Here is an 18,180-nt window from a genome sequence, read left to right as displayed (position 1 = left end):
TACTGCTCCTGCCTCATGCTTTATTTCATCATAGCTGAATTTTTATTCCAAAGGATAGAAATGATGCCAAAGTTGCATTTTTCAGTTATGCTGATCAACACCTTTATCATTGACGATGAATATGAATTTCTGTGTAATTTGCGGACATAAAACAACGGAAAAAATTCCACTCGGCGACCATCAATTACGCCGTGTTTGTACAAATTGTGGCAATATTCATTACGTCAATCCCAAAGTCATTTGCGGGGCACTGGTGCTGTGGGAAAATAAGGTTTTGCTGTGCCGCCGTGCCATTGAACCGCGTTATGGGCTATGGACCCTGCCCGCAGGTTATATGGAACTGTTTGAAACCATGGAACAGGGCGCTGCCAGAGAAACCCGCGAAGAGGCTGAAGCTGAAGTCGAAATCGAACAGCTGTACTGTATGTACAATATTCCCCGAATTGGACAAATTTACGTTCTGTTCAAGGCCAATCTCGTCAAAGGCATATTCGGTGCTGGTGAAGAAACCATTGAGTCGCGTTTATTTGATGAACATGATATTCCTTGGTCTGAACTGGCTTTTCCCAGCGTAGAACGGACCTTAAGACATTATTTTGAGGATCGTAAAACTGCTTCATTCAGCATGCATTTAGAAACTTTAGGTACCCGCTTAGATCATACTGGTTAAAGATGCGATACATTTGCAATTTAATAAAAAGCCCATCATATGATGGGCTTTATTTTTTGCTTACTTCTTTTTGACTGTATAACACGGAGCCAAAGCAAAAGTTAAACTGCCTCCACTTAACTTCGCAAGATCTGCATCTTGAGAAGTGTGCGATGTATTATTGGTATTATAAACTTTCTGGAAACTTGATAATGAGTTTGCCCATTTTACCGTACCAACAGCAGAGTCTTTAAATGTAATATCAGCCGCACCCGAAGTAAGATTTAATAAGTTAGCTACATTAAGTAAAGCACCACCCACCAGAATACTATCACCAGACGTTGAAGTCTTAATATTGGTATTCATTCCCACTAAAGCACCGTCAATTTTTTTCAAGTTTGCATTTGCCAATACCATACGCAAGGAAATATTCTTATCATTGGTGAAAGCACGAGAAACTGTACCAATCCGGTATTGTTGAACTCCATACTGGTCTATATAAGTGGATGAATTAAAGCCTGTGGTATCACAAGCGCTTTTTCCTGAAGCCAACTCCTGATCCAAAGCAGTACTCATATCATCTTCAGTATAACCAGGTTTCATATTGGTTCGAATGTTGCCTTTTTCATCAATCACTATTCCCAATACAACGTCTTTCACGCTGGTATCGGTAAATTTAAAGGTCAAATTTGCGTACATCGGGAATATATAAGCTTCGCCAGATTTCACATTATTAATGGATTTAAAAACCCTTTTATCTAGATAAGTGATAGGAAAGGTTTTATATAAATCGAGTGTACCATTAAAATTTTCGCTGCCAATGGTCTGCCTCCATAGACCAAAATCCAGCTTATCAGCTGCAGTGACTTCTGTTTTCCTAGTAAGCAACTTATAGAATGCTTCTTTGCCAGCAATCATATAATCATTATATAAAGTGCCCTGATAAATACTTAAAGGTGTAGTGACTTGATCGACCTGAAAATCAAAATTTTGATCAATTTTCTTGGTTACCGGATTAATCCAATGCTCTTGTGCATTTGCAGTCATTCGAATCGGTCGGGTGGTGGTCAGCAATTTGGTATTTAATCCACCTATCGTCGAAGTATCGCTAATGCCTGGACCACGCCATTGTATGCCACTACCAAAAGTATAACCGTCACGATCGGTAATCAACATGAAATGTCCTAACAGATGCTGCGTTGAGCTGTCCTGAGGATTACACGTATCTTTATTACAACCAACTAAACCATCTGAACCACTTAAACTACTAATCACTCCAGAGGTTGAAAATAATGAAAATTCCGGTTGATATACCCCGGCATTCGCAATATTCATCAACATACTGACCGTAGAAAATGCCTGCTCATTGGTTATATTTGAAATATTAATCCAAGGTTGGATCAATAATTCAAAATCGGAATCTGTGGTATTTGCAAAGGTTTCTTGAGGAATTGACTGACTGATTCTCTCCAAATCTACACGCATTTGATCCGTAATATATAAGGCTTGAATATCGGCTGGATCAGCAATCCCCCCATTTTGTAGCGCAAGTGCCTGTAATATTTTTGCCAACCGCATAGCGACCTTCACTGTGCTATCACTGGTATCCAGAGACTTAGCTGGTGTACCGGCAATTCCGGAGGCAATGTCCAAAATAGTCAAACGAGGCAATTGTGAGGTACTTACCTTGGCAATCTTATTTAGGTCTAGCGTTCCCAAATTAATTTGCTTATCTTTTTCCCCCTTCAGGAAGAAAGTAATTTTGTCACCGACTTTACATGCCCCGGTTGCTGCCCCATCTTTCAAATCTAAAGTGGTTACAAAGCTATTTTTAGTATCACTACTACAAGTAAAATTTAATCCATTTAATGGATAATCCAAGGCAAATCCAAGACATCCACTAGCACCTATCGTACACGTTCCATTCGTTGTACTACCTTCATAAACTTCAGGAATAACATTGGCACTTTCACCACCACACCCCGTTAAAGCTGCCATCAATGTGGTGAGGGCAAAAGGGAGTAAATATTTATTTTTCATCCGAGTTCTCTTCTTATATCCTTAGCGAATTGCTATTAATTTTAATTGACCCTGATTGGTGAGTGCTTTGTTTTCTAGATCTATCGCACTGGCTAAAGGAGTCAACAACATATATCGGCTTTGAGAAGGAATATGAATGATTCCTTCAATTTTTTCATGGCTAGTAAATGACTCGGCAGTTTCATGATTTTTAAAGCCTCCTGCTCCCTCAAGTACACAGCCATTGGTATCTAGAAAAACCACAAATGGCCAATAAAAGGTCGGATTCTGTTGTCGCGAAGCATAAGAGTTAATCTGCACATTCTGAATTGCATTGGAAATCTTCACAATTTCAAAATCAAAATGCTCTTTTAATGGTGCACGTGGCCAGACATTGACTTCCTTATCCAGACTGACTGTTTTCGCATTTTTAATTTTTTTGTCCTGAATACATTGTTGACCTAAACTATTCACGGCATCAGCCTGAGAAACCCGGTAATAAGTCGATGACAAGGTAATAGGACCACTATCCTGTTTTTGATTCTTTTTAAAAAATGATTGCAGTAGGGATTTACTCACCCCTTTTTCACGCTCGACCATTTGTAAGCGTGTCGCTCCATGTTTGGTATCAATGATGCCTTCAGGCATAGCATAAAAACGTTTTTTCCCTTCCAGATTAAATTCCTTGTCTTCCAGGTATTCATTTTTTATATATTGCGTACCATCAACCGTGACATAGTTTTCTGCATCTTTAGCTTCTTTCAGTTCTTTAGGCGTACTGGTAGCGAGAGGTACGATTTCTTCCACCTTTTTAGGCAGGGGTTGAGGCTGCGCTAAAACTTTTTGCTTTTTCTCAGTTTCAGGTTCTACATAGGTCGCTTGCGTTATTTTAGCGGTATTCACTTGGGTAGAAGCTTTTTTTGTAGGGCTTTGGACTGCTACTTTATTTTTCACCGGTAATTGCGATAATGGTGTAGTTTGAGTTGCAATAACCTTGATGTCTGGCTGATTATTGGCGGAATGAGTGACCGAGTGAGTTTCTTGAACTCTCACCTCTACTGAGGAAGATTTACTTCCTTCAGTTTCTTTATTTTTGGGCGCAGATTTTTGTTGCACGACCATAGGCCTACCATCTGGCCCAATAATGGTGTAAAATTCTCCCGCATGAGAAAAAGATACCTGCACCACACATAGCGTAAGTATCGATTTCACACATAAATTCCCTTTCATTATTTTCAATTTCTCTACCATCGTGTTCTATAGTTCAAGCCTAAAATTGTGACTTTGGTATTCGTTTTAACATTTAAACCTGCATATGGATTTAGTAGAATATTATTCACACCCGTTTGGTTTGCTAAACTACTGGTATTTGCTGGAATGTTATCTTTACTACGTAAGAAACCAATCGATAAATCCAGATCGGTATCTGCATCGAAACGATAACCTACCCCCAAGCCAAACAATTGTGCATTGTTAATCGGCACCATTGTATTTCGCTTATTATCAGGAATTGCACTAGTACGCGGTTCATATCCGGCACGTAATTTCAGACGATCTGTTGCAGAATATTCCAGACCTATCCCATAATTCCAAGGTGAAGTAAATTCCAGTGGAAGTGCCAGAGAAGAATCACCAATATTTTCAGAAAGTAATTTGGCAATTTTTAATGCTGAAATTTGTCGGTCAAATTCAAATTTAAACTTGTCCCACGCTTTATAATCTGTCCAGCCCACATCAAAATTGACTTGTAAATCAGGTAAAAGCTTATATTTTATTCCTGCTTGAAAATGGGCTGGATATTCAAAATCCATTGAAACCAGACCTGACTCACTTGCAGGAATATTATTAGGAAACCCCAAAATTGCCGCAAGAATTTGACCTGTAGGAGATGACATTAAACCATTGATCAGCTCACGTGGTGCCTTTGCGTTATCAATGTGATATTTACCTTTCAAACGCATTTTTGCCGCACTTTGATATACCATACCAAAGCTAAAATCCTCAGTCGGTTCCCACAATACGCCCAGGTTATAACTTGGGCTAAGTGATTGTTCCAGAGCAAGCTGCATTTGCCCGAACCTGCCAAATGGGTTCATACCTTCTTGGGCATTACATATACCTAACAACAGAATGTCAGTAATAATGTCCGAGTTTTCTTTAAAAGGTGTACAAACGACCTCATCAATCATTCGTAACATACCAATTAATTCATTGGGAAAACGCAAATCCGTTTTTAAACCAATGGCTTGGTATGACATACCTATAGAAGCACCCACGGATAACTCATCATTCACTTGATAGGCAATAGATGGAGATAAATAGGTAATCCTTTCTAGAGCAACCTGTTGCCCCATGTAATTCGCAGGATTGCCATTTTCCGCACCAAAACCGGCAACCAAAGGTGCATACATTGCAGTTGCAAAAGTTGTTTTTGAACCTGGTGGATTGTAAGCAATACCTGCTGTAGGTGCAGCCATGGGTAGACCTTCACCAAGATCCACCATTTTTTTTAATACTGGGACGTATAGACTGACGTATTCAACATCCCCATTCACTGTGCCTTTAAAGTCTGTACATAAATCGGAAGAAATCTCTGGCCCGTCATTACACACCATCGGGTCATCTGAATAGCCAAATACGTTATAACCAGCAGGAACAGAAAATTCCCGTTGGATATCAAAATTAGCAAGAATCCCCTGCACATCGGTTTGCAGACCTTCAATTTTGGTCAAAGCTGCAGGGTTAAAATGAATTGCACTAATACCAGGAGGATCTGCAGTAACCGCATTTCCCATACTCAATGATCTGACATCAACAGATAAGTTAGTACCTAATTGAGCGAAAGTTGCACTTGAACAGCCCGAGACGATAATTGCTGCAGCTAACGGGCGAAGTCGAATCTTATACATACGACTACCCTCTTAGCGTAGTTTCTTACCGAAACCTAAAATATCCAGTGGGAATGACAAACCTAAAGATACATCTGGCGCATCTTCTGTCAGGCCTATACCCACAGTCCCATTGACAATAGTTTCAGGTGAAACACGAACACCCAATGAAATTGCTAAAGTGGAGCTGGTCTGGTCAGCTGGTGAATAACTCTCACCCGAAGTATAAGTAAATTCTGAACCGGTATTAAAACTTTGCTGATATGACATCGTCATAGACACATCATAGTTAAATGAATAGGCAAAACCTAAAGCAAAACCTCCACTGATCCCAGGTTGAAACTCATCCAGTACTCGTAAACCACGACGTTGATTTAAACCCGTTTCTTTAAAGCCATAATTGGCAGATACGGAAGCAAACAATACCACTGGATCGATATATTTACGCGTACTTGCACCAATCCCTGCAGAGTAATAACCTTTACCGGTTGCTAGATCATTAGTCGCATTAATTTCATAAGGACTATCACCAGTTTTAGTAGAAATATTACCGAATAAGATCAGGGGTAGTCTGCCAGCTTTTAGAGGGAAAGGCTCCCAACGCGTACCAAAAGAAATATCACCTAGACCTGCTGTAGAAGTATCTTTTAATAAATCTGTTTTAGCGACTAAAGGTACTGAAGCCGTAAAGGTTAAATTATCTAGAATGCCATACTGCGCAGTAAATGTATTGGTAACAGAATGGGTCGCATTTTCTTGAACACGGAGTTGATACAGTTGTCCACTCGCCATTTCAGCATCAATCTGTGTATCACGATAATAGGTATAATCAATATCGTAATAAGATGAAATCTCACCTTTTTTAATTAAAGAATATTGTCTTTCATTTGAGGTAAAGACTTCTTGTAAGTTAGCTTCTTTACTTGCATCCCCTTCTTGCTGCTGTAAAGCAGAAGAAGCTTGCTCATTTGCATTAACAGGTTGTGGCTGTGCCGCTGGAGCACTATCGGCAGATGAGGTTGCTGCTGGCTCTTCAACCTGTTCATCAACCACTTCATATTCACCGAGTGCTGACTCTTCCACTTGAACATTTGCGGTTACTTCAGGTTGTACATTTGCAGACTGTGATGCTGTAGATTGAACTTCTGTTTCCTGCTGATCTACAACCTCGTATTCTCCGAGTGCCGGTTCTTCAGCTGCATATACCCCCCCTATTGCCATTTGAACACTCAAAGCCAATAAAGTTTTGTTCATCCATTTACGATTCATATTCCATCCCACCATTTTTATTTTTTTAATCTACTTACTTTTATACTTTATTTACTTTTGTAATAAAGACGTAAAAAATTATATGTCGATTCCCCAAATTTTTCCGAGTCTTCATTTAAATTCTTGTCTAAACGAATCGTTGATGCCTTATTGGCAATTTTATCCATATAGAACTGCGGATATTGCATGTTAACGAAAGCATAGCGATTGACAGTTGCATCTTCGACATGTCGTAAGTCTGTATCCTGAAGTGCTAATAAACTTTTTCTCTTTTCAGGTGCGACATTAATTAAAAATAGGGTGTTGTTTTCCCAGATATCCTTGAAACGTGTTTCATCGAAACTAATATTACCCACTGCAGGGTCAGCTACATAAACACGGCCATTCTTGTATGCTTTAAACACCACAAAATGTTTAAATCCTGCATAAGAAATTGGCACAATGGCTGGTTGTCCCTGTTTCACTAAATCGGAAAATTCGCCTTTATATCCCCCGCTTTCGAAACCGATTGCTCCGACAAAGCGTTTCATATCAAGTAAGGAAAAACTACGTCGCTCGACGATTTTCTCGGTCTCACCAAATTTAAGCAAACCATTCATAACTTGTTGTTCTGTCATGGTTACACCAACATCAACATAACCATTTAACAAGGTCGTTAATGCTGCTGATCCACAGCTATAGTCATAAGCTTGACGTACAATACCCCTAAATTGATCTTCTACAGCAGGTTTAATGAGGACTGCTTCTCTATGCATTCGAGTGAATGAATCTTGGCGAGAGTCTAAGGTTTCAGTGTAATACACAGCTTCCGCTGGCTTTTTTTTAATTTCAAAGGCTTCTTTGGCAGCGTAATACATCAATGCCGAGCCTAACGCGATCTCTAACATATCTTCTGACTTTTCTAGTTATCGGCATGACGTGCCTTTGCTCATTATTTTTCTAGAGTTATTACTCTACATCCATGTAAAAAGGAAGATAACCTTTTTTATAAAAAAAAACAGCTTTTTTTTAGTTTATTTGAAAAATTTAACATTATTTTTGTAAAAAAAAGCGCGTGATTTCACGCGCTTTTTTCAATTCGAAATTAATGACCAGAAATACTAATCATAGAACCTTTATCATAACTAGCACCGTAGAATGTTTGCAAACCTTGAACTTCTACATCACCAATAGAACCAGCAGTACGGCTACCTAAATGAATGCCTTTAACATAATTATCAATTTTGTCATTTGTGCTTACAATACGCACAAAGCCTTTATTCGCTGCCGACTCACCAAATACACTTACACTTGCTTTCATAGTTAAGTTTGTTGAATTGGCATCAGCAACTTTAATGCTTTCAATAAAGATTTCCCCTGGACCTGTAGTACTAATTGGACCAGCAGTTGGGTGAACTGCAACCACAGCACCATTTGTTGAATTATCTAAAATACCTAGGTTCTTGATTTCAAGACCACCCTGCATTACAGAATCCAATTTAATCATGGCACCTTGAGGCGCTGCACCCAATTGAATATTGGCAGTCATTTTACCTGTTTTAACAGACAAACCACTTAAAATCGCATTGTAGTTAGAATCATTACCGCCACGACGGATATTAACAGCAGGATCATTTGCACCAGATGCTGTTACACCAATCTCACCAATATGGATTTCCAAACCAGAAACTTGAGCTGCAATGTTGATAAATGCTGTATTACCACTCCCTGAACCAGCATCGCTATCAATTTGCAAATCAGCAAGGTTACCAGTAGCTAATAATGATTGGTAGTTTGCACCAATAAAAATACCTTGGTCTTTACGATCAATGGTACCACCATTGGTTAATGTAATTGTTTCTGAGTTTTTTGCACCCTTGATTGAAATAGCACCCGCATTACCAGTACCGCCTAAAGCAGTAGTAGGAATAACTGTACCAGTAGCATCTTTAGTACTTAAACCATCATTATCATGAACGAATAATTTATCGATCGTAATTCTAGAAATACCGATCCCGATGTTAATACCATCTTGACCAGTAGTAGCACCCAATGAAGCATCATCCATTGCTTGCATTGCCATCGCATTTGCGCTAATTGCTAATGAAGAAACTAAAGCAAGTTTAGTAAATTTTTTCATTTCGTACTCTCCCAAGAGTATTATTTTTTTGATTGTTAACTACTCGATTTCACTAATTGTTTTTTATTTTTTGACAATAGTGAGGCTTTCCTTGAGCAGCTGGTTTGCCCTAGCTAAGTTATCTCTGTGTCATTTTTTGTTCAACTGCTGTTGGTCGCAATCTACATGTTACCGATAAACGGTATTTACAGTTTTTATGCATCAACAATGTTATAGAATAGACCATCTATGTATCGAATTTATTAAGTCACGTCGTATGAATGAGCCTGTTTTTTTTCAAAAATTGCTAACCAAGCAACAGCTTAATCCTACTGAAATTCTTTTATGCTTATCGCATCTTAACCATGTGGTTTACTTAAAAAATGTAAAGCAACCTGTCATTGCAATTTTGGCTTCTGAATATATGCTGATGCAAAATAACAAAATTCAGAAATTTACCAGAACATCGTTAAACAAATATCAACAAAAAAATGAACCAATTGATTTCAATCAATTTTTTAAGCAGGATTTGCAAAATCACACCTCCGATTTCAATGGTGGTTTAATCGGTTTTATCAGTTATGATGAAGCTGCCCAACAACACGTCAATATTCAATCCAAGAACCAGCCCTCTTTATTTTTAGGCATTTATTGCAGCTATATTAAACTGACCGATCAAGGCTGGACCTTTTTTAGTCATGAACATGAGGCTGAAGCGATCTTTCAGGTACTTCAAAATGCCTTGCAAAACAAAAACAAGCCAAGTAAAGAAAATCAAAATTTCACCCTCACTCGACCTTGTACCGCACGCTGGACTAAAAAACAGTATGTGAATGCCTTTAATCAGATTCAAGATTACATTCGGGCAGGTGACTGTTATCAAATTAATTTAACTCAAGAATTTACAACCAAAGCACAAGGTTTGTTGTTAGATACAGCAGAAGCGTTTTGGCAATTGACTGATGCACCTTATTCAGGTTATCTCAAAATCAATGATTTTGAATTATTAAGCTGCTCTCCCGAACTGTTTATCAAGTTTGAAGCAAATCGGAAAATCACCACAAAACCGATTAAAGGCACTATGCCCAGATATTCAGATGTTGCGCAAGATGAGCAATCCAAGCAAAGCTTAATTCACTCTAAAAAAGACCAAGCCGAAAATGTAATGATTGTTGATTTACTGCGTAATGATTTGAGCGTATACGCTGAAACAGGCTCTGTTAAAACACCAAAACTTTTTGAAATTGAGTCATTTAATCAAGTTCATCATATGGTGAGTGAAGTCACTGCTAGATTAAGGCAAGATATCAATCCTTTTCACGTTCTGATGTCAGCTCTTCCGGGCGGTTCAATCACAGGCGCTCCCAAAATTCGTGCCATGCAAATTATAGAGGAACTTGAAGGTGCTCCACGTGGTGCCTACTGTGGTTCGATGGGGTATTTTAATTTTGATGGTACAGGTTCATGGAATATTTTGATTCGCTCAATTCAAAAATATCAGAATGATATTTCTGTTTGGGCTGGCGGAGGGATCACCATTGCATCAGATTGCGATGCCGAATATCAGGAATGTTTTGATAAAGTGTCTGCCATGCTGGATTTGCTTAATACCTGGTATAAGCCAAATCAACAAAAAAGCGATTCCTGAGAATCGCTTTTTTGACTTCAAATCCCTCCTCCCTTTATAAAAGGTGAGGAGCACTGCTCCGCAAGGGAGGTGTTTAATTAAGCTAAAATATCACTTCTCAAGGTATCGACTAAACGCTGGTTTTGCTCGTCGGTACCAATGGTAATACGCAGGAACTGGTTGATACGGGGCTTATTAAAATAACGTACGATAATGCCACGTTCGCGCAATTCAGCAGCAAGCTCAGCTGCATCTCGACTCGCTAATGACGCAAAAATAAAGTTTGCACTCGATGGCAAAACTTTAAAGCCAAGCTCAGCCAATTGGGCAACCAACTTTTCACGGCTTGCAATCACTTTCTCATTTTGCGCTTCGAAGTATTCTTGATCTTCAAAAGATGCTACAGCTGCTGCAATCGCAAAACGATCGATCGGATAAGAATTAAAACTGTTCTTCACCGCTTCAAGGGCAGCGATGAGATGTGGCTGTGCAATGGCAAAACCGACACGTAATCCCGCCAGTGAACGAGACTTAGATGTAGTTTGGCAAACCACCAAGTTATCGTATTTCTCAACCAGTTTTACCGCCGATTCAGCACCAAAATCCACATAAGCTTCATCTATGACGACCACTGAATCTGGATTGGCCTGAAGCACATCTTCAATGGCTGATAAACCCAGTGCGATACTGGTCGGTGCATTCGGATTGGTAATAATAATCCCGCCATTGGCCTGTTTATAATCATCCACCACAATTTCAAAATCATCATTCAATGGCAAAACTTTGGTTTTTACCCCAAAGAACTGACTGTAAACCGGATAAAAACTATAGGTAATGTCCGGATAAAGCACTGGCAACTCTTGGACAAAAAATGCTTTGAAGATATGTGCCAATACTTCATCAGAGCCATTACCTACAAATACATGATCTACCGAGACATGTTGCTGTTTGGCAATCGCCTGTTTTAAAGCAGATGCATCCGGGTCTGGATATAAACGCAGCACATCTGCTGAATTGGCCAATACCGCTTGAACCGCTTTGACCACTTTTGGTGATGGGGGATAGGGATTTTCATTGGTATTGAGTTTTAATAAGTTTTGGATTTTGGGTTGTTCACCTGGTACGTAAGGTTCGAGTTCACGTACTTCAGGACTCCAAAAACGCATTTGCTCTGTGGTGATGGTCGACATTTTATTTTCTCTTATTTCCCTCTCCTAACCTCATCTTGCGCTTTGCTTTAAAGCAATCATTAAAGCTCGCTCAGGGAGAGGAATCTTCATCTCATAAATGATGCAATCAAACATCAAAGTTATTCTCATAATATGAGTTTCCCCTCTCCTTTCAGGAGAGGGTTAGGGAGAGGTTTATAATTTTAGAAAACCAGATTTTTTCTATCTAGCCTATGATTTATTACTGATAACGATAACGCGCTGAACGTGCATGTGCATCCAGGTTTTCCTGTTGCGCCAAGATATCCGCTGTTTTTGCTAAAGTTTTCACGCCTTCTTGCGAGCACATAATCAGGCTGGAACGCTTCTGGAAATCATACACCCCGAGTGGTGATGAGAAACGCGCTGTGCCTGATGTTGGTAATACGTGGTTAGGACCGGCACAGTAATCACCAATCGCTTCAGGCGTATAACGTCCCATGAAGATGGCACCGGCATGGCGAATATTTTCCGACATTTTCTCTGCTTCATCCAGGCAAAGCTCTAAATGTTCTGGCGCAACCTGATTGATGAGGTCAATCGCTTCCTGACGATCTTTCACCAAAACCAATGCCCCACGGTTAGCAATTGAAGTACGAGCAATTTCAGCTTTTGGCAAAGCCGCCAAATGTTCTTCAATCGCCTGTTCAACGTCGTTTAAAAGCTGCTCATCTGGGGTGATAAAAATCGCTTGTGCAACTGTATCATGCTCAGCTTGTGACAATAAATCCATTGCCAGCCATTTCGCGTTATTCTGACCTTCTGCATATACCAAAATTTCGGATGGTCCTGCAATCATGTCAATACCGACTTGACCAAATACAGCACGTTTAGCTGCTGCTACGAAACGGTTACCTGGACCAGTAATTTTATCGACAGAGGGAATGGTTTCCGTACCATAAGCTAATGCTGCAACTGCTTGCGCACCCCCAATGGTAAATACACGGTGCACACCAGCCAGATATGCCGCTGCCAATACTAGGGGATTGAGTTCACCATTTGGCGCCGGAACCACCATGATAATTTCAGGCACGCCTGCAACATGCGCAGGCACGGCATTCATCAAGACTGAAGACGGATACGATGCCAAACCACCCGGTACATAAATACCGACACGATCCAGCGGGGTAATTTTTTGCCCTAAGGTATTTCCCAAAGCATCAACATAGGTCCAACCATCCTGCTTTTGTGCTTGATGGAATTCACGAATACGGTTTGCAGCCAATTCTAATGCTTCACGAACTTCTGTAGTTAAACCTTCAAAAGCCGTTTTAAGTTGTTCTTGAGTGAGTTCTAGATCAGAAAATTGATGCGCTGGATGTCGATCGAACTGTTGAGTGAGTTTAAGAACATGAGCATCCCCATGCAGACGTACGTCAGCAATGATTTGGTCTACGGTTTTTAAAAGTTCAGGATCACTAACTGTCTCAAAAGCCAACAAGTCCGCAAAGGCCTGTTTAAAGCTTTGATCTTGAGTCGATAAACGTCGCATCAATTTACCCACAAGGTTTAATAGGAAAACTTTAGTTTACCTTGTTTCCCAGACTTTGTGGGTATCTATCACGCATCTATTCACATAGTTTTATAGGAAATTACTTTGTGAATCATCGAATAAATCCGGGGCTTAAGCCGTTATGATAAAAATGGGCATAAAAAAACCGCCACAGGATGACGGTTTTTCAAATGAGCATGCAGCGCTGCTTATTTTTTGCTTTCGCGTTCTTCCACTGCTTTTTCAAGCTGTGCCAAAATCGGATTAAGCAGTGCTTGTTTACGTTTAAAGCTGGCTTTATTTACAATCAAACGTGAAGATACTTTGCAGATTTCTTCCAAAGGCTCTAAACCATTGGCACGTAGCGTATTACCCGTATCTACGACATCAACAATATAATCACCTAAACCAACCAGTGGCGCAAGTTCCATCGAACCGTAAAGCTTGATGACATCAACTTGCTCGCCCAGGCTGGCATAGTATTGACGTGTAAGATTCACATATTTAGTGGCAATTTTTAAACGGCCTTTCGGACGAACCATACCGACTTTACCCGCTGTCATGAGTTTGCAGTTGGCAATTTTCAGGTCTAATGGTTCATATACATTTTGTGCGCCATGTTCCATCAGCACATCTTTACCTGCAACACCCAAATCCGCTGCACCATTTTCCACATAAGTCGGTACATCAGAGGCACGTAAAATTAAAATACGGACCTGTTTATGTGTGGTTGGGAAAATTAATTTACGGGATTTATCCGGATCTTCCAGTAAATTAATTCCTGCTGTTTCTAGCAGAGGTAAAGTTTCTTTTAAAATACGTCCCTTACTTAATGCTAAAGTTAAACCATGATCAAAATTACCCATAACGTCAAAGTTTGGATCATCGTTTCTCATATCGCTCATTAACTTACTCGCTTAATTTGGGCACCTAAACCTTGTAACTTCGCTTCAACATCTTCATAACCGCGATCAATATGATAAATACGGTCAATCAGGGTTTCACCTTCGGCAGCCAATGCAGCCAAAACCAAAGAGAAAGAAGCACGTAAATCTGTCGCCATTACAGGAGCAGCTGAAAGTTTTTCCACCCCTGTAACCACTGCATCGTTACCTTCAACCTGAATATTTGCGCCCATACGTGCCAATTCAGGTACATGCATAAAACGGTTTTCAAAAATCGTTTCAGAAATCGTGGCAAAGCCACGACCAATCGCGTTGACAGCCATAAGCTGAGCTTGCATATCAGTTGGGAATTCTGGATGTGGCAGGGTCTGGAAGCTGACCGCTTTAGGACGTTTACCCATCATATCGAGTTCAATCCAGTCATCACCACGGGTCACTTCCGCACCCATTTCTTCAAACTTATCCAAAACGGCTTCAAGTAATGCTGGATCGGTATGGGTCGTTTTTACTTTACCACCGGTAATTGCCGCGGCAGCCAAATATGAACCTGTTTCAATACGGTCGGCAACTACAGCATATTCACAGCCATGTAAATGCTCAACACCGGTAACCACTAAAGTCTCGGTATCCAAACCTTCAATTTTCGCACCCATTTTAATCAGCATTTTTGCCAGATCAGTGATTTCAGGTTCACGAGCTGCATTACGGATAGTTGTGACGCCATCAGCTAATACTGCTGCCATCAGAATATTTTCAGTACCGCCCACAGTCACCATATCAAAGACCACTTCGCCACCTTTGAGACGACCATCGACTTTGGCATTAACATAACCGGCTTCAACTTCAATTTCAGCACCCAAAGCTTCTAATGCTTTAAGATGTTGATCGACTGGGCGTGAACCAATGGCACATCCACCAGGAAGAGATACTTTTGCACTACCATAGCGCGCCAATAACGGACCAAGCACCAAAATAGAAGCACGCATGGTTTTGACCAGTTCATAGGGGGCAAACTGATTATCTAATGTAGACGTATCCGCTTTAACGGTATCGCCTTCATAAGAAATTTGAACACCCAAACCAGCAATCAGTTTTACCAACGTGTTCACATCCTTAAGATTTGGAACATTGGTTAATGTGGTGGGAGTTTCAGGGAGAATCATTGCAGCAAGTAATGGAAGTGCTGCATTTTTTGCACCAGAAATACGCACTTCACCTTCGAGCTTAACACCGCCCTGAATTAAAAATTTATCCATCTAGTTCTAAGCTCCGAATAAGCTTGCTTTACGCCATTCTTCTTTGGTCATTGCACGAATAGTTACTGCATGTACTTCACCGCTGGCAATATATGAATTTAACGGAGCATAAACTGTCTGTTGGCGTGCCACCGGACGTTTGCCTTCAAATTGTTCATCTACAATGCGAAGATCAAATTTCCCGCCTTGCCCACTAACTGCAACTTCAGCCTCTGGAAAAGCAGCTTTTAAAATTTCAGTGAGCTGTTCACTATTCATCACAAAGACCTCTTATAGGACCAACGGTGTAAAAACCTGCCATTTTACTATAAATATGAAAAATAAATCATTAAGCTATAACATTTAATATATAAAAAAAGAGGTCATAAAAAACCTCTTTTTGTTCAGCAACAAAACTATGCCATTAAAGATGGGGATGCAACCTGCATTTTTCTATGCTTATGCAACTGTCTTTTAAGTTTTTCTGTTAATTTTTTTATTGATGTATACATATCATCAGCTGTTGCCTGTGCAAACAATTCTGCCCCCGGTACACGAATAATTGCTTCTGCAATATGATTCAAACTTCCTTTTCTTGATCGTTTATCTACTTGATGATCTTTGCTCAATTTCACCTGCATACTATTGACCTGATCTAAATGTTTGGTCATTTCAGCAAATTTTAAACGAATATTATCTTCAATTGCAGGGGTGATAGTTAAGTGATGACCACGAATTGTTATTTGCATAATTCTATCCCTCACCTTCTTTAGGATTAGTTAAAGTCGTAGCCGAAATGATCTGCTGACAGAACCTAGAATTCTGCAATTTACACTTTAAATCATTTCCACCACACCTTTAAAAGAAAAAAGATTCATTATGTTGTCATAATGAATCCTTAGAATAATCAGATTTTAAAAATTAGATCAAGACTTTTCGTTCAGAAGATGAAGGAATATGTAACGACTCTCGATATTTAGCGACAGTTCGACGTGCCACATCAATGCCATCTTGTTTTAACAAATTGGCAATAATATTGTCAGATAAAGGCTTGCGTGGATTTTCTTCGGAAATTAACTTTTTAATTTTTGCCCGAATCGCAATTGAAGATGCCTCCCCACCTGAAGTCGTTGCCACATGACTGGAAAAAAAATATTTCAGTTCAAACAAGCCGCGCGGGGTCAGCATGAATTTATTGGTCGTCACCCGAGAAACTGTAGATTCATGCAATTCCACCTCTTCCGCAATATCGCGCAGTACTAAAGGTTTCATCCCTTCAGCACCTATTTCCAAAAATCTTTTTTGATGTTCCACGATACAGGTGGCCACTTTTAATAAGGTTTTATGACGCTCATCGACACTTTTAATAAAATTTTTGGCATCCAGCATTTGATTGCGTAAATATTGATTATCGTTACTTTGATCTGCACGTTTAATCATACTGGCATAAAAAGAATTGACCCTTAATTTAGGCATAACATCCTGATTTAACTGCACTTGCCAATGATCATTCTTTTTCATGACCACCACATCGGGAATTTGATAATCAGAGTCTTTTTCTTCAAACTCCATTCCCGGATAAGCTTTTAAGGTCTTTAACAGATCAACTGCACATTTCAATTGTTCAGGATTCAAACCCGTTTGTTTGATCAATTTTGGCAATTCATTCGAAATCAATAATTCATAATGATTTAGTAAAGTTATCGCTTCATGACGATAAGCTTGATGTACAGGTAAACTTTCCAATTGTACCAATAAACATTCTGCCAGATTACGTGATGCTACACCTGGAGGATCCAGATGCTGAATATGTTTTAAGACAACAAGGACTTCATCATCTTCCACTTCATCCTCATAATCCATAGTTTCCAATAAATGCTGCACAGATGCCGTGATTTCAGCAATTTCAGCATCTAAAAAACCTTTTTCATCTAAAGAATCAACAATACAATGTGCTATCAGGCGATCTACAGCAGAAAAATGCAACAAATTGATTTGTTCAAGTATGTGTTCTTTTAGACCAAGATGTCCCTGACGGTTATCTTCACGCTCTTCATATTCAGGGGAACCAAGACTCGTCGGTTGATGGGTATAGACATCATCCCAATCAGTATCGACAGGTAAATCATCAGGAAGATGGTTGGCATTCAACTCATTGGTTAAATCTTTATTATCGCGTTCCTGATCTTGTAAGGTGGATAAACTTTCAATCGAAGATTGCTCTTCAACCTTCTCTAGTAAGGGATTACTATCAAGTTGAATCTGAATTTCTTGCTCTAGTTCAAGACTAGAAAGTTGAAGCAAACGAATGGCTTGTTGTAACTGCGGTGTCAGTGACAAGGAGTTTGCAACTTTTAATCCAACCGATAACTTCATATTACCCTACTCTTTTTAACTGCTATTTATGAAAACACATCTTGTAAGCAATTTTTGTGCCGTTTTAATTTTTATATCATAGATACACATAAAAAATATACAAATTTAAAATTTTTTAATTATATTTTCGATAAAATACTCACGAAATATTAATAAATATTTATATAAATTAATAACTTACTCAAAAAATGAAATCTAATTATCTAAATAGCAGAAAAATCAATTCCGTTAAAGAATCTAATTTCATTCATCATCAAATAATAATTTTAAGGTTTTAATAATCTAGACATAAAAAAAGCCCCCTCGTTTGAGGGGGCTTTTTAAGGAATAATGAGCTGGCGATGACTTACTCTCACATGGGTAATCCCACACTACCATCAGCGCTAAGAGGTTTCACTTCTGAGTTCGGGAAGG

At 39.4% G+C, this 18,180-nt stretch carries 15 protein-coding genes; 2 read left to right on the top strand and 13 right to left on the bottom strand.

Annotation, left to right across the window (positions count from 1 at the left end):
• Positions 1-121 precede the first annotated feature (121 nt).
• Positions 122-670 carry an NUDIX hydrolase gene (locus tag FTT83_RS11675; RefSeq protein ID WP_180042542.1) on the top strand — a complete coding sequence of 183 codons (549 nt, stop codon included), beginning with the start codon at positions 122-124 and terminating at the stop codon, positions 668-670.
• A gap of 60 nt (positions 671-730) precedes the next feature.
• Here the strand turns inward: FTT83_RS11675 and FTT83_RS11670 are convergent, their stop codons facing one another.
• The 6 genes from FTT83_RS11670 to FTT83_RS11645 all read right to left on the bottom strand — a co-directional run bounded on the left by FTT83_RS11670 (position 731) and on the right by FTT83_RS11645 (position 8,944).
• Positions 731-2,689, bottom strand: a complete 1,959-nt coding sequence (locus FTT83_RS11670; protein ID WP_180174925.1) for a hypothetical protein — start codon at positions 2,687-2,689, stop codon at positions 731-733.
• A 21-nt stretch (positions 2,690-2,710) separates the two neighbouring features.
• Entirely contained in the window at positions 2,711-3,880 is a 1,170-nt protein-coding gene (gene filE, locus FTT83_RS11665) for a putative pilus assembly protein FilE (protein WP_368737328.1), read from the bottom strand.
• A gap of 32 nt (positions 3,881-3,912) precedes the next feature.
• Complete coding sequence (locus FTT83_RS11660) at positions 3,913-5,577, bottom strand: OmpP1/FadL family transporter (protein WP_086197698.1); 1,665 nt, start codon at positions 5,575-5,577, stop codon at positions 3,913-3,915.
• A gap of 12 nt (positions 5,578-5,589) precedes the next feature.
• A complete protein-coding gene (locus FTT83_RS11655; RefSeq protein ID WP_180042532.1) occupies positions 5,590-6,825 on the bottom strand; it encodes a hypothetical protein in 1,236 nt (411 codons plus the stop codon).
• A 47-nt stretch (positions 6,826-6,872) separates the two neighbouring features.
• Entirely contained in the window at positions 6,873-7,712 is an 840-nt protein-coding gene (locus tag FTT83_RS11650) for a C39 family peptidase (RefSeq protein WP_180042533.1), read from the bottom strand.
• 197 nt (positions 7,713-7,909) lie between these two features.
• Positions 7,910-8,944: a DUF6160 family protein gene (locus tag FTT83_RS11645; RefSeq protein WP_180042534.1), complete on the bottom strand. Its 1,035-nt coding sequence runs from the start codon at positions 8,942-8,944 to the stop codon at positions 7,910-7,912.
• A gap of 256 nt (positions 8,945-9,200) precedes the next feature.
• Here FTT83_RS11645 and pabB point away from each other — a divergent pair, with 256 nt between their 5' ends.
• Positions 9,201-10,571 (top strand): aminodeoxychorismate synthase component I, encoded by a 1,371-nt coding sequence (gene pabB, locus FTT83_RS11640; RefSeq protein WP_086197702.1) that lies wholly within the window; start codon positions 9,201-9,203, stop codon positions 10,569-10,571.
• Positions 10,572-10,648: 77 nt separating this feature from the next.
• Here pabB and hisC read toward each other — a convergent pair whose 3' ends face one another.
• The 7 genes from hisC to FTT83_RS11605 form a co-directional block, all read right to left on the bottom strand.
• Positions 10,649-11,740: a histidinol-phosphate transaminase gene (hisC, locus tag FTT83_RS11635; RefSeq protein ID WP_180042535.1), complete on the bottom strand. Its 1,092-nt coding sequence runs from the start codon at positions 11,738-11,740 to the stop codon at positions 10,649-10,651.
• Between the two features lie 220 nt (positions 11,741-11,960).
• Positions 11,961-13,262 carry a histidinol dehydrogenase gene (gene hisD, locus FTT83_RS11630; RefSeq protein ID WP_180042536.1) on the bottom strand — a complete coding sequence of 434 codons (1,302 nt, stop codon included), beginning with the start codon at positions 13,260-13,262 and terminating at the stop codon, positions 11,961-11,963.
• A gap of 197 nt (positions 13,263-13,459) precedes the next feature.
• Complete coding sequence (hisG, locus tag FTT83_RS11625) at positions 13,460-14,155, bottom strand: ATP phosphoribosyltransferase (RefSeq protein ID WP_086197705.1); 696 nt, start codon at positions 14,153-14,155, stop codon at positions 13,460-13,462.
• On the bottom strand, positions 14,155-15,411 hold the full coding sequence (gene murA, locus FTT83_RS11620) for a UDP-N-acetylglucosamine 1-carboxyvinyltransferase (protein ID WP_166171032.1): 1,257 nt from the start codon (positions 15,409-15,411) through the stop codon (positions 14,155-14,157). Before murA ends, hisG begins: the two co-directional genes overlap by 1 nt.
• A gap of 6 nt (positions 15,412-15,417) precedes the next feature.
• Positions 15,418-15,669 carry a BolA family iron metabolism protein IbaG gene (gene ibaG / locus FTT83_RS11615; RefSeq protein ID WP_004650949.1) on the bottom strand — a complete coding sequence of 84 codons (252 nt, stop codon included), beginning with the start codon at positions 15,667-15,669 and terminating at the stop codon, positions 15,418-15,420.
• A gap of 137 nt (positions 15,670-15,806) precedes the next feature.
• Positions 15,807-16,139 carry a ribosome hibernation-promoting factor, HPF/YfiA family gene (hpf, locus tag FTT83_RS11610; RefSeq protein WP_086197707.1) on the bottom strand — a complete coding sequence of 111 codons (333 nt, stop codon included), beginning with the start codon at positions 16,137-16,139 and terminating at the stop codon, positions 15,807-15,809.
• Positions 16,140-16,311: 172 nt separating this feature from the next.
• Positions 16,312-17,766, bottom strand: coding sequence for an RNA polymerase factor sigma-54 (locus FTT83_RS11605; RefSeq protein WP_180042537.1), 1,455 nt, complete (start codon positions 17,764-17,766; stop codon positions 16,312-16,314).
• Positions 17,767-18,180: the final 414 nt, after the last annotated feature.

Origin of the sequence: Acinetobacter sp. YH01018 (assembly GCF_013420295.1) — a bacterium.
Taxonomy (GTDB): Bacteria; Pseudomonadota; Gammaproteobacteria; order Pseudomonadales; family Moraxellaceae; genus Acinetobacter.
The sequence above is the reverse complement of the archived record's forward strand: the minus strand, read 5'-3'. Positions and strand labels throughout refer to the sequence as shown.

Excerpts from the sequence above, each read along its gene's own strand:
- FTT83_RS11660 (WP_086197698.1), bottom strand. The coding sequence starts at position 5,577 with ATGTATAAGATTCGACTTCGCCCGTTAGCTGCAGCAATTATCGTCTCG.
- FTT83_RS11655 (WP_180042532.1), bottom strand. The coding sequence starts at position 6,825 with ATGAATCGTAAATGGATGAACAAAACTTTATTGGCTTTGAGTGTTCAA.
- FTT83_RS11670 (WP_180174925.1), bottom strand. The coding sequence starts at position 2,689 with ATGAAAAATAAATATTTACTCCCTTTTGCCCTCACCACATTGATGGCA.
- hisC (WP_180042535.1), bottom strand. The coding sequence starts at position 11,740 with ATGTCGACCATCACCACAGAGCAAATGCGTTTTTGGAGTCCTGAAGTA.
- murA (WP_166171032.1), bottom strand. The coding sequence starts at position 15,411 with ATGGATAAATTTTTAATTCAGGGCGGTGTTAAGCTCGAAGGTGAAGTG.
- FTT83_RS11650 (WP_180042533.1), bottom strand. The coding sequence starts at position 7,712 with ATGTTAGAGATCGCGTTAGGCTCGGCATTGATGTATTACGCTGCCAAA.
- pabB (WP_086197702.1), top strand. The coding sequence starts at position 9,201 with ATGAATGAGCCTGTTTTTTTTCAAAAATTGCTAACCAAGCAACAGCTT.
- ibaG (WP_004650949.1), bottom strand. The coding sequence starts at position 15,669 with ATGAATAGTGAACAGCTCACTGAAATTTTAAAAGCTGCTTTTCCAGAG.
- FTT83_RS11605 (WP_180042537.1), bottom strand. The coding sequence starts at position 17,766 with ATGAAGTTATCGGTTGGATTAAAAGTTGCAAACTCCTTGTCACTGACA.
- FTT83_RS11675 (WP_180042542.1), top strand. The coding sequence starts at position 122 with ATGAATTTCTGTGTAATTTGCGGACATAAAACAACGGAAAAAATTCCA.
- FTT83_RS11645 (WP_180042534.1), bottom strand. The coding sequence starts at position 8,944 with ATGAAAAAATTTACTAAACTTGCTTTAGTTTCTTCATTAGCAATTAGC.
- hisG (WP_086197705.1), bottom strand. The coding sequence starts at position 14,155 with ATGAGCGATATGAGAAACGATGATCCAAACTTTGACGTTATGGGTAAT.
- hpf (WP_086197707.1), bottom strand. The coding sequence starts at position 16,139 with ATGCAAATAACAATTCGTGGTCATCACTTAACTATCACCCCTGCAATT.